Origin of the sequence: Bacteroides sp. D1 (assembly GCF_000157095.2) — a bacterium.
GTDB lineage: Bacteria > Bacteroidota > Bacteroidia > Bacteroidales > Bacteroidaceae > Bacteroides > Bacteroides xylanisolvens.
Genome location: NZ_JH114344.1, coordinates 337174 through 349983, shown reverse-complemented (window position 1 = coordinate 349983; position 12810 = coordinate 337174). Strand labels below are relative to the sequence as shown.

Below are 12810 nucleotides of genomic sequence, written 5' to 3'. Positions count from 1 at the left end.
TATGATGAGAAAATATATAATCACTCCGGCCTTATTGGCAATAGTTTGTATGGTGATGTGTCATTGTACATTTGTTGATGTCATAAACTGTATTGTATGAAAAAAAGTCTTTTGTTGGTCGCCCTTTCAGTTTGTTTGTTGCCACTTTGGGGACAACAAAATTTCTCCCGGATAGATTCGCTTATCAAGAAGATGCTCCCCGAAGCATCCGAGGTCGGTATATCCGTCTACGATCTGACGGCTAAGAAATCACTTTATAACTATCGTGCGGAGAAACTTTCCCGTCCTGCCTCTACCATGAAGCTGCTGACGGCTATTACCGCACTCTCCCGCCCCGAAGCAGCCGAACCTTTCCGCACGGAAGTATGGCACGATGGCGTGATAGAACATGATACTTTGCAAGGCAACCTGTATGTGGTAGGCGGATTCGATCCTGAATTTAACAGCCAGTCGATGGATTCATTGATAGAAGAGGTAATCACTTTCCCTTTTTCGGTGATTAACGGACAGGTGTACGGCGATGTTTCGATGAAAGACTCTCTTTATTGGGGTAGTGGATGGGCATGGGACGATACCCCTGCGGGCTATCAACCCTATTTGTCTCCACTGATGTTTTGCAAGGGGACTGTGCAGGTTTCTGTCGTTCCTTCTACGGTGCAGGGAGATACCGCGAGTGTTTCCTGTCAACCTGTATCCTCCTATTATACAGTGACGAATCAGACGAAAACACGTACCTCTTCTGCCGGAAAATTCTCTTTCACGAGAGACTGGCTGACGAATGGCAATAATCTCCTCGTTTCGGGCAATGTCACTTCGATCAGAAAGGACGATGTAAACATCTACGATTCTCCCCGTTTTTTTATGCATACTTTCCTGGAGCGTCTTCGTGGGAAAGGAATCACGACTCCCCAGTCGTATGGCTTTGCTGAATTGCCTCGTGATAGTGTGAATGTAGAACGGATGGCTTGCTGGAATACTTCCGTGCAGAAAGTGCTGAACCAGTTGATGAAAGAGAGTGATAATCTCAATGCGGAAGCATTGCTCTGTCGCTTAGGAGCCCAGGCTACGGGAAAGAAGCAAGTGGCTGCCGAAGATGGTATTGTCGAGATTATGAAATTGATCCGTCGCCTGGGGCATGACCCGAAAGACTATAAGATTGCCGACGGTTGCGGACTGTCCAATTATAATTACCTCTCTCCTGCCCTGCTGGTGGATTTTCTGAAATATGCGTACTCGCAAACAGAGGTGTTTCAGATGTTATATAAATCTCTTCCCATTGGCGGAGTGGACGGAACATTGAAATTCCGGATGAAAGGTACTCCTGCCTTCCGGAATGTTCATGCCAAAACAGGCTCGTTTACGGCAATAAATGCGCTTGCGGGCTATCTGAAGATGAAAAACGGACATGAAGTAGCTTTTGCCATTATGAACCAGAATGTGCTTTCGGCAGCTAAGGCACGGGCATTTCAGGATAAGGTGTGTGAGGTGATTATTGGGAAATAGATGGTGTCATAATACTCAAATTGAAAGGCTTACCCCTGCTAAAGCTCTGTGCAGCAGAAGCACTTTCCTAAAGAAAAGTGTTTTGACACCCCCAAAAACAACCCAAGTGGAATTTCGTTGTTGAATCCGATTTCTATGTTGTCATAGGTTAAGTTTCTACTCTTTATGGAGGGCTTATTGATTCTTCTATAACTTATTGATTTTTCTATAAAAAGATAATTGTATTCTCTAATAAGCAAAAATCGTTGGATTTTGTTTACCAGAGAATACAATTATACTTGTTTAGAATCGAATATTGTAAATCCTATATTCTATTTACTTGGCGTATTCAGCCCAATTGGTATTCTTCATATCGCCGCTCTTAGCCAACTCTGCGTGCATACCAAGTGCAGCCTGAATAGCGTGTGGAGTCTGCGCGCGGTTGCCGGCCAGTTTGAGGTAATCCCAAAGAAGCTCTTTGTAGTCAGGATGAGCACAGTTTTCGATGATGGCTTGTGCGCGTTCTTTCGGACTCTTGCCACGAAGATCGGCAACACCTTGCTCGGTGATAACGATGTTGACATCGTGCTCCGTGTGGTCGTGGTGGGATACCATCGGTACGATGGCACTGATCTTACCTTCCTTAGCCACAGACGGACAAGTGAAGATAGAAATGTAAGCGTTGCGGGTAAAGTCTCCCGAACCACCGATACCGTTCATCATTTTTGTTCCGCCGATATGGGTAGAGTTTACGTTGCCGTACAGGTCGACTTCGATGGCTGTATTGATAGAAATGATACCGAGACGGCGTACTATTTCCGGGCTGTTTGAGATTTCCGACGGACGGAGAACCAATTTATCGCGGAAGAAATCCATATCGTTGTAAATGCCTTCCAGACAGTCGTTTGTAACTGTCAGTGAGCAGGCGCTACCAAATTTGATACGTCCTTCGCGAATCAGTCCGATCACGGAGTTCTGTATTACCTCTGTGTACATTTCGAATGGAGGAATCGTTTTATCACGTCCCAATGCACCAAGTACGGCGTTGGCGATGTTTCCTACACCCGATTGCAGGGGTAAGAAAGTAGACGGAATGATACCGCGTTTCATGTCGGCAGCGAGGAAGTCGGCAACATTCTGTCCGATTTTGTCGGTCAACGGATCGGCAGCGGCGAAAGAACGGGCTTCGTCCGGCCAGTTGGTTTCTACTACGCCAATAATCTTTTTCGGGTCTACCTGAACGTAAGGGAGCCCGATACGGTCACTCGGTTTATAGATAGGAATCTCGCGGCGGTAAGGAGGATCGAGCGGTTCGTATACGTCGTGCATACCCATGCCGGATTTGCTGTGTGCGCTGTTCAACTCCACGATGATCTGGTCGGCCAGACGGCAGATCGTCGGGGAAATACCACCGGCGGCAGTCAGATAAATTTTTCCGTCGGGAGTCACTTCGCAGGCTTCGATGATGGCTACGTTCACTTTGCCCATGAATCCGTAGCGCACTTCCTGTGCCATTTGTGAGAGGTGTATGTCGTTGTAGGCAATCTCTCCGTTGTTCACAGCTTTGCGGAAATCAGCGTTGGTAGTATAAGGGGCGCGGTAGCGGATGGCTTTGGCACGTGACAGTACGCCGTCGCAGGACTCTCCTGTTGATGCACCTGTGAAAATTCCTACTTGAAACGGGTTTCCTTTCGCATGTTCTGCTTCAGCAATTTTTGCGAGTTCGGCTGTTACAGCCTTGGCCGTTCCGGCGGGAGTAAATCCGCTTAGGCCGATGTTGTAGCCATGTTTAATCAGGCTTGCAGCTTCCGCTGCCGAAATACGATTGAGTGACATAAATAGTAAATTTCGTGTTAAAATACAGTTGATATTTAATAAGTTAATAATTCTATTCGCTTTTCGGATAAGATATCAGGCGCGGGTTACACGGGTTTCATGGTTTCCGGAAAAGTTGGATTGCATAGAGAGACAGCGTAATCCGTGCTTGATATGTCTTTATAATTTCAATTTCCCTCAATATTTCCGTTGAAGTATTTCTCCCCAGATAATGGCTCGGCGTGCTTCTTCTGCCGAATGAATCGTAAAGTCTTCTTTATTGTCGGGTGAGTCGTGAGGAGTATTATAGTGAGCACCTTGCCGACTGTTTTGTTCATCCTGTGCGACACTGTTCGCGAGGGATGCAGCCACGGATACTTCTTCTTTTTTCTTTTTCTGTTTCGAAGTTTGCTGTTTGGAAGGTTGTTTGGCGACCGGTTGCTCGCGAAGAATCGGCCGGAGCAGTTCGTCCAGGGATTTGGGGCTGCCCCATGCTTCGGGTATGGGAACGGCATCGGGGTTTACTTCAACCGGAGATGGCATTGGGGGAACGGGGTGCTTGGCTTTAGCCTTTTTCGCCTTGCTGTTTTTATTCACCTCTTTGAATATTCCCACAAGAATGACGCCTGCTATCAAGAGAAATTTCAAAAAATCTTCCATTGTGCTTCACATCTAAATAGTTATCCGCCAAAGGTAGGCATTTTATCTGGTTTGAACTAACATTTGGGCATGAAAAAAGGGCAGCTTCACAGCTCCCCTTAATTTTTTTAACCTAAACCTTAACTATGAAAAAATCTAATGTTTCTTTCATTGCACAAATGTGAAAAATAAATTTAAATTTGCCAAGTATATGGATGGAAAATGTTTATCCTCTTAACATAAATTACAAATTTGCTTGCCAAATCATCAATTTTTGCGTTATTTCTGTGTCAATTAACTACTTATTGAAAGTGAAGCCGTATCTTTGTATCCGAATTTTTAAACTAAGATTTGAGTATGAACGAATTAACGGGAGCGGACTTTAAATCCGCAACTGAAATGACTGATGACAACAAGAAGTTGTTTATCGAAACATACGGCTGCCAGATGAACGTAGCCGACAGTGAGGTGATTGCATCGGTGATGCAAATGGCGGGATATTCCGTAGCTGAAACGCTGGAAGAGGCTGACGCTGTGTTTATGAACACTTGTTCTATCCGCGACAATGCGGAGCAGAAGATCCTGAACCGCCTGGAGTTTTTCCACTCGCTGAAGAAAAAGAAAAAGCGCCTGATTGTGGGTGTACTGGGCTGTATGGCCGAACGGGTAAAGGATGATTTGATAACGAATCATCATGTCGACCTAGTAGTCGGTCCGGATGCTTACCTGACGTTGCCCGATTTGATTGCTGCCGTAGAGACTGGCGAGAAAGCAATCAATGTGGAGCTTTCTACTACCGAAACTTATCGGGATGTGATTCCGTCGCGTATCTGTGGCAATCATATTTCCGGCTTTGTGTCCATTATGCGTGGTTGCAACAATTTCTGCACTTATTGCATCGTTCCCTATACTCGCGGACGTGAGCGTAGCCGTGACGTGGAAAGCATCCTCAATGAAGTGGCGGACTTGGTGGCAAAAGGTTATAAAGAAGTCACCCTGTTGGGGCAAAATGTCAACTCATACCGTTTTGAGAGACCGACAGGGGAAGTGGTTACCTTCCCGATGTTGCTCCGAACAGTGGCCGAAGCCGCTCCGGGGGTACGTATTCGTTTCACGACTTCCCATCCGAAGGATATGAGTGACGAAACGTTGGAGGTGATTGCACAAGTGCCGAATGTATGTAAACATATTCATCTGCCTGTGCAGAGCGGTAGTTCCCGCATCCTGAAACTGATGAACCGTAAGTATACCCGTGAATGGTATCTGGACCGGGTGGCAGCTATCAAACGCATCATCCCCGATTGCGGACTGACTACCGATATTTTCTCCGGTTTTCATTCTGAAACGGAAAAAGATCATGCCATGTCGCTTTCGCTGATGGAAGCGTGTGGGTACGATGCTGCTTTTATGTTTAAATATTCCGAGCGTCCGGGAACGTATGCATCGAAACATCTTGAAGATAATGTGCCCGAAGAGGTGAAAGTCCGCCGCCTGAATGAGATTATCGCTTTACAGAACCGTCTGTCTGCCGAATCCAACCAGCGTTGCATCGGAAAGACGTATGAAGTGCTTGTGGAAGGTGTTTCCAAGCGTTCGCGCGATCAACTGTTCGGCCGTACGGAACAAAACCGTGTGGTGGTGTTCGACAGGGGTACGCATCGTGTCGGTGATTTCGTCAATGTGCGTGTCACAGAGGCTAGTTCGGCTACGCTGAAAGGGGAAGAAATCTGATTTCACCACAGAGGACGCAGAGGACACAGAGGTCTTATTCTCATAGTCGTGGCTGTCTTGTAGTTGTGACTGCCTGTACGGTATGTGGCAACTGCGCTTATACAACACATCCTGTGGAGGCTTTGAGGATTAATATAAAAAATCAGTGTTCCTCTGTGTCCTCTGCGTCCTCGGTGGTGAAACTTACATCATCATGTGTCTCCTGATGGAGAACTTCACAATTGCCATTGCATTGATGGACGCGAATGGAATATCCATCGGTTCATGGTGTGTGTTGTAACTCACCAGTTTGAGATGACCTTCTTGCTCCGAACGGTTCACGTATTTTACTGCCAGATACTCGTCTCCGTCAATCATAAACGACACCAGGTATATTTCCCCGTAAATGACATTGTCGAAACTGCTGATTTCTTTATATCCGATAATGTCTCCCGATTTCAATATTGGGTACATGCTGTCTCCGTTGACGTAGACCGCCCCGTCGCAGACGGATATATTGGGAATCAATATCTTCCCCAGTGCATACTGCTTTTTATTGGTGAACAATGTTTTCAGGTTCGCAGCTGCCGTAATGTCGTATAATGTCACGCTACGGTCGTCTATTGGTTCGGGTATTTTCGGATTGTGTATAATCTCGACTTCTCCCTGCACCAGTTCGCTTTCGCAATGTCTCGGCTGATGTTTCGGATTTCCTTTTCCCAATAATAGCCAGTTGTAGTCTACCTTGTCCCCAAACTTGTCAAGTAACAGACGGAAATCAATACTGTTTCGTGCGCCCCAATTGGAAACTGTAGCACGTGAGACGCCTAAATATTCAGCTAGTTCGCTGTCGTTCTTGAAGTTTAGCACCTGTTTGGCACGCTTCACGATTCCTGTGACATCTAAAAATGTATCCATTCTATGATCGTTTATTTTTGATGTAAAAATTCATAAACTCGTTAATTGCTCATTGATAATCTGTTATCTACTTTTTGAAAGTTAATTTCCAAAATCTTTTGTTTTCTTTGTGAAAACTGTTTTATATTTGTAGCAACGAAATCATAAATATGTTTCAAAAATATAAATATTAAATAGAAAAACCATGAGAAACAGCAAAAAGTTTACGAAAGGTTGCAAAATACCTCATTCACCGCCTTTTTAAGGAAACCGTGCCGGACGCGCGAAAGTAATAGTAAGCCTGCTTGCAGCGTCTATATATCTTGCATATAAGATCTATATATCCTGCGTGTAGCATCTATATACCCAATGTGCAGCCGATATATCTCCAATATACAGCAACTATATGTCCTGCGCGCCAGCGATATATCTTCAATATACAAACAAATATTTAAATATGAAAACTATAAAAACGGAAAAGCAATATGGAAACCATTATGAACAAATCTCTATGCATCTGCGGATGTTGCAAGCGGGAGCTTCCACAGGAAGCCTTTTATATGAACCAGCGTACCCACACTACGGATAGCTACTGCAAAGAATGTCGTAAGGCAAACGCACGCAGACATCGCAATCAGGATAAAAGTACATTATTTGAAAACAAATCTGTTTCCTATCCGGTGATAACCGAGGTGAAGGACTACGCTTTGCGAATGTTCCTTATCCGCCATGCCCGGCAAGTGGTGTCGGACAGTATCCGCCGGAAGCAGGAAAAGGAAAAACTACGCGCACTATGGGAAGAATAAAACAGGGGTTGGATTATTTCCCCATGAGCACCAGTTTCATGCACGACCGTATAGTGCGTCGTGTCATGAAACGGGAAGGTGATGCCGCTTTTGCCACATTGGTAGAAACGCTGTCGTACATCTATGCCGGAAAAGGGTATTATATCCCTGCCAGTGATGAGTTTTACGACGAACTGACGGACAGCCTTTACAATACGGATCTTGATGACGTGAAACGTATTATCGCTCCGTCCGTGGAGTGTGGACTGTTTGATGCCGGACTTTTCCGGCAATACGGCATCCTGACTTCCGCCGATATCCAACGGCAGTATCTTTTTATTACCAAGCGGCGCAGCAGCTCGTTGATAGACCCCGCCTACTGCCTGTTGGAAGCGGAAGAGCTTGCATCGTACCACACTTCTCCAAACAGCAAAAACAGTGCGGAGGATGCTGATAACAAAACAGGCTGTGATGTAACACCAACTGCTGATACTGTAACATCAACCACCGATTCTGCAACATCGGAAGCCGAAATGTCGACATTGGGTACACAAAACAAAGAAAAACAAATTAAAACAAACCAAAACAAATTAAACCACCTCTCTGACTCTCCTCAAGGAGAGAACGGAGGAGGAAAAATTTTGAAAAGCAGGAAGGTAATGACACAGGAAGACATCGACAATCTGCAACCACCGCCCGACGGCATGCAGCGTAACTTCGAGGGACTGCTGGAGAACCTTCACTCTTACAAGATTCCGCCTTCCGAGCAATACGCCATTATCCTGAAAAGCAACTTCGGAGCTATCGGACACCCGGTGTGGAAGGGATTCAGTAGCATCCGCGGGAGCAATGGGAAAATCAAATTGCCGGGACATTATCTTTTGAGCGTAATTAATTAATTGATGAACGCACTTTGAAAAAATGATTGGGTCAGTCTGAATAATACCCGTATCTTTACAGTGTCATTAAGCTTAAGGACAAAACTAAACTAATTTATTAACACGTAAAAACTATTACAATTATGCCAGTATTGTACAAACCCTTCCAGTCCGTTCTGGAAGACAAAAACAAAAAGAAATTATTTCATCCCCGTGTGATCTACACGGCCAATGTGTCAACCACCCAACTCGCCAAAGAGATAGCCGCTTACTCGTCTCTCTCCACGGGTGACGTAAAGAACACGCTTGATAACCTGGTGACAGTGGCTGCACAGCATCTGCAAGCATCGGAAAGTGTAACGCTCGACGGCTTCGGGACTTTCCGCATGGTGATGAAGTCCAACGGTAAAGGTGTGGAACTGCCGGAGAAAGTATCGGCTGCCCAGGCTTCCCTTACCGTCCGCTTCCTGCCCAACTACACCAAGAATCCCGACCGTACCACCGCCACCCGTTCTTTGGTGACGGGTGCCAAGTGTGTCCGTTTCGACCTTGCCGATACTTCGGCTTCCGGTGGCGGAGATAGTGGTAAACCTGATGGTGGTGGTTCCGGCGACGGCGGTGGAGAAGCACCGGATCCGGCAGCATAGTCTGCACGTAGGTCGCAACACAAACACGAATGGCTGACTAAACGACTAAACGGAGCTTTTTAACTAGGCTAGTAAACTAAACTAATTATCCACTAACATGCGAATTATTAACTTAATCGTGGTGCACTGTAGTGCCACGCGAGGGGATTGTACACTCTCTCCGGAAGATTTGGACAGGTTGCACCGGCGCCGCGGATTCAACGGAACAGGCTATCACTACTACATCTGCAAGGATGGAACAGTGCACCTCACCCGCCCCATCGAACGTATCGGAGCACATGCAAAAGGTTTCAACGCTCACTCAATAGGTATCTGCTATGAAGGTGGTCTGGACTGCCGGGGACGCCCGGCAGATACCCGGACTCCGGCACAGCGAGCCACACTTCGGCAACTCGTTGGGCAACTGCAAGAGAAATTCTCCGGCTGCCGGGTATGCGGACATCGGGATCTTTCGCCGGATCTTAATGGAAACGGTGAGATAGAGCCGGAAGAGTGGATTAAACAGTGCCCGTGTTTTGAGGTGGCAAAGGAATTCAAGGAACTTGAGGAGTTTGCTATCAAAACAGAAAACACGGACGAACACAGAGTAACACAACACATTAAAAAACAGAAAGGAGGTAAATTATGGCAATGAAGAAATCAGTATGGGATATGATCCTGAAGGTGGTTATCGCAGTGGCTTCGGCTTTGGCTGGCGTTTTGGGCGCTAATGCGATGAATTTGTAAATTTCTCAATAGTTCTATCATTTTATAATTCTGCAGATTCCGGAGTCTGGAATCTGCAGAATTTCAAACCAATATTTCAACGTAGATTAAGACTCAAACAAAATGCTATTTCCTCAGTTTTTCAACCATTTATATAACAAAAACAAAATATGAAACGATTAATTTTTATACTATCATTTTTCGCTGCACTCTTTCCTTTTACGGCACATGCAGCTTCTACAGCTCCATACGTTCCCCTTTCTGTCCCCACTTCTCCGCAGGCGGCAGCCTTCAAGATGTATGGAGATGTGGCCGTGAATCCTGCCATGGGAGTGCCCGACATATCTATTCCCTTGTTCGACATCGATCATCACGGCTATCGGTTGCCTTTGAGCTTAAAATACAATCCGGCTCCGTTCCATCCCGGCTACAACTATGACGTGTTCGGTCGTGGCTGGGCATTATCTATCAGCAGTTGCATCTCGCGAAGCATAGAATGCATGCCCGATGAACTTACAGACTTTAAACTGGATATCGACAAGTTTGGAAAGTCATATCGGAACTTATCGGAAGAATACCTGAACACGTTGGAACTAAAGTCCGACCTATTTACCGCTATCCTTCCTGATGGTAGTTCCTTCGAATTCGTTATCAGAAAAAACTATGACGGCAAAATCGAATATGTAGTTTCAGGTGGACGTGATGTGAAGATAACCCATGCTACTATGGATAGAAAGATTATATCTTTTAAAGTGGTGGACGAACAGGGTGTTGAGTATGCTTTCACTGGTGCCGATACCACCTTTAGAGGAACGGGGTGTACGATTACTCCCTACAACACCACTTATGTGTCCTGGCAACTAACCTCTATCCGTCTGCCCCATTCTTCGGAACTTATTACTTTTGATTATGACAAGAGTATTCATTCTAACTTTGGGTATCAGCAGGCAGAACCGGCACTACGTTTCCATCATTTTTATGAGTTAGGGTGTAGTCCGGACGTATTTGACGTCACTGTACATACTTATACACGGCAGCATGCATATCAGATGAAGCTTCTGACTTCCGTCACTTATGGTACCACCACCATCCGCATCAATTATAAGGATGGTACAAACAGTGAATATTATAATTATGCCCAAAGTATCAGTATAAAAGACGGAGACAGACTTGTGCGGACCATCAACCTGGAACAGCATCAGGGCACTTTGCAATCTAGCAGTTTATCAAAGTCGCCTTTCAGCATGCTTGACTGCGTCACTCTGCTTGGTGGTAATGATGCATCATCCGAGACTTATCGGTGTGGATATACATCTTCGTATGCCAACTTTGGTGGAACAGACCATTGGGGTAACCTGAATTTTCGCAGCAACAATTATGACGTGGCCTATATGAATCTGTTCGTGGGCTTTGATGTGTCCAGAGCCAGTAGCTCTTTTGTAACAGACGTACCAAAAGACGAAAATGATTTGTCTCCTTTGGATAAAGTGAGACTCTCTAATGTGCCCTACAACACACGTAAACCTGCCGGCCCTGAAAGCCATTGTGTACTCCGCAAATTGACCTATCCGACAGGAGGCTACACAGAGTTTGACTTTGAGAACCACAAGTTCTTCTCATTCACAGATGATGATGGAGACTATATTCACGATAAAAAAAAGCGCGTGAAGACCGAGGCTACAGGTTTCAGGATTCGTGAAATCGTCAACTATACGGCAGAAGGTGTACGAAGCGATTCCAAACACTACTGTTACGGGAAAACCGAATACGAAGAAAACGGCTGGGAAATCGGACGCTACTACCATACAGGCGCAGGCGAACCGACCCTCGATCCTACCATTCAGACTTATATGAACTATCAATCGACCGACCTTCCAATGTCGGTACTGAACATGGTTCTGGGACTTGATCCGAATGGACAATATCGATCCTTCAAATCCAATCCCTTCATGAGTTATAGTCCGTCAGGAGGATATCCTGTTTACACCTGGGAGTGGGAATGTACGTTCAGTGCATTCAACTTCCAGCGGCTTCTGAACGGCCGTCCCGCAGTGGTCTATCCCGAAGTTACAGTCTATTATTTAAAGGATGGTGCAACCCAATTTAGTCCTGAAAATTGCAATGGAAAGACTGTCTATCAATATGACATCTATGAAGCAATGCAGAATGACACCGCCTTTTTCGAGAAACCGCAGTACTATGGCAATGTGCTCTGGTATGAAGGAGAGAAATATCGTTATAATCTATTAAAAGAACAGACTGACTACATGAGCAACGGGCGTGAATATAAACTGAAGCGGCGCGAATCACTGATTTGGCGTTACGGTGGCTCGTCGGTGATAGATTGGGAATATTTCAATTCATACGGAACCCCATCATTCGTCCCTGCAACCGCTGTTCTTGGTAATTTCTATACTTCTACCTGTCAGATGCTTGGACACTCACTTCTATACGAACGTAAAGTAACCACTTATGACGAATCGGAAACTGGTATTACAGATACAGAACACTACACCTATCTCTCCGGCAACCGGATGCAATGGAAAGAACGGAATGCAGGAGGCCTGCATCGGGAGACCAATTGGGAATATCCGGCTATCGCGCGAACTGGTACAACCCCGGCTATTGTTCGCAAAATGGTGGAAAAGCACATACTTAACCCCGTGTTGAAAGAGATACAGAATCAAAACTCTTATAATTATGAAGGCAATAGACGTGAATTCGGAGAGTTTCCTACAGAAAGTGGGGATATGCTGATATTGCCTGCCCGATTTTATCAGACAATTTACGATTCGAGTTCGCACTACAGCGAAGTTCTTGCTTACTCTTCCAACGGAAATCCCCGCGAAGTAGTTTCTAAGGATAAGTTACATATGGTCTATTTATGGGGATATGGTGATCGCTATCTTATTGCCGAAATCAAGAATGCCACTCTAGAGCAGGTGGAAACCGCCATGTCCTCCGTCTTTGGCATGACATCTTCCGCATTGGCAAAGAGCACTACTCCTGATGTCGCCAAGTTAAAGGCATTGCGCAACCATACGTCTCTCTCGGAAGCACATGTTACCACTTTTACCCATCTTCCGTTGGTAGGTGTTACCTCGATCTCCGATCCTACAGGGAAGACTTCGTATTACGACTACGACGGACTGGGACGCCTGAAGGCGAATTACTATTACGAAGGCAACGTCGTGGATGAAAGCAAGAAACGTGTCGTGCAGGAATATGATTATCATTACCGTAACCAATAAA

The 12810-nt window shown here is 45.5% G+C and carries 11 protein-coding genes; 8 read left to right on the top strand and 3 right to left on the bottom strand.

Annotated features, from left to right (window positions below; translation table 11 throughout):
* Positions 1-96 precede the first annotated feature (96 nt).
* Complete coding sequence (gene dacB / locus BSAG_RS07180) at positions 97-1503, top strand: D-alanyl-D-alanine carboxypeptidase/D-alanyl-D-alanine-endopeptidase (RefSeq protein WP_004312852.1); 1407 nt, start codon at positions 97-99, stop codon at positions 1501-1503.
* A 315-nt stretch (positions 1504-1818) separates the two neighbouring features.
* Here the strand turns inward: dacB and BSAG_RS07185 are convergent, their stop codons facing one another.
* Both BSAG_RS07185 and BSAG_RS07190 read right to left on the bottom strand, forming a co-directional pair.
* On the bottom strand, positions 1819-3318 hold the full coding sequence (locus tag BSAG_RS07185; RefSeq protein WP_004312851.1) for an acetyl-CoA hydrolase/transferase family protein: 1500 nt from the start codon (positions 3316-3318) through the stop codon (positions 1819-1821).
* 177 nt (positions 3319-3495) lie between these two features.
* On the bottom strand, positions 3496-3957 hold the full coding sequence (locus tag BSAG_RS07190) for a hypothetical protein (RefSeq protein WP_004312850.1): 462 nt from the start codon (positions 3955-3957) through the stop codon (positions 3496-3498).
* A 336-nt stretch (positions 3958-4293) separates the two neighbouring features.
* Here BSAG_RS07190 and miaB point away from each other — a divergent pair, with 336 nt between their 5' ends.
* A complete protein-coding gene (gene miaB, locus BSAG_RS07195; RefSeq protein WP_008020202.1) occupies positions 4294-5667 on the top strand; it encodes a tRNA (N6-isopentenyl adenosine(37)-C2)-methylthiotransferase MiaB in 1374 nt (457 codons plus the stop codon).
* Between the two features lie 183 nt (positions 5668-5850).
* Here the strand turns inward: miaB and BSAG_RS07200 are convergent, their stop codons facing one another.
* Positions 5851-6564: a S24 family peptidase gene (locus tag BSAG_RS07200; protein WP_004312847.1), complete on the bottom strand. Its 714-nt coding sequence runs from the start codon at positions 6562-6564 to the stop codon at positions 5851-5853.
* 464 nt (positions 6565-7028) lie between these two features.
* Between BSAG_RS07200 and BSAG_RS07205 the strand changes: the two genes are divergently transcribed.
* From BSAG_RS07205 to BSAG_RS07225, 6 genes are all read left to right on the top strand, one after another.
* Complete coding sequence (locus BSAG_RS07205) at positions 7029-7349, top strand: hypothetical protein (RefSeq protein ID WP_008770490.1); 321 nt, start codon at positions 7029-7031, stop codon at positions 7347-7349.
* Positions 7337-8227 (top strand): DUF4373 domain-containing protein, encoded by an 891-nt coding sequence (locus BSAG_RS07210; protein ID WP_004312845.1) that lies wholly within the window; start codon positions 7337-7339, stop codon positions 8225-8227. Before BSAG_RS07205 ends, BSAG_RS07210 begins: the two co-directional genes overlap by 13 nt.
* A gap of 122 nt (positions 8228-8349) precedes the next feature.
* On the top strand, positions 8350-8853 hold the full coding sequence (locus tag BSAG_RS07215; protein WP_004312844.1) for an HU family DNA-binding protein: 504 nt from the start codon (positions 8350-8352) through the stop codon (positions 8851-8853).
* A 97-nt stretch (positions 8854-8950) separates the two neighbouring features.
* Positions 8951-9487, top strand: a complete 537-nt coding sequence (locus BSAG_RS07220) for an N-acetylmuramoyl-L-alanine amidase (protein WP_004312843.1) — start codon at positions 8951-8953, stop codon at positions 9485-9487.
* Positions 9484-9579 (top strand): smalltalk protein, encoded by a 96-nt coding sequence (locus BSAG_RS25015; protein ID WP_005681936.1) that lies wholly within the window; start codon positions 9484-9486, stop codon positions 9577-9579. Before BSAG_RS07220 ends, BSAG_RS25015 begins: the two co-directional genes overlap by 4 nt.
* 149 nt (positions 9580-9728) lie before the next feature.
* Positions 9729-12809, top strand: coding sequence for a hypothetical protein (locus tag BSAG_RS07225; protein ID WP_008770488.1), 3081 nt, complete (start codon positions 9729-9731; stop codon positions 12807-12809).
* Position 12810: the final 1 nt, after the last annotated feature.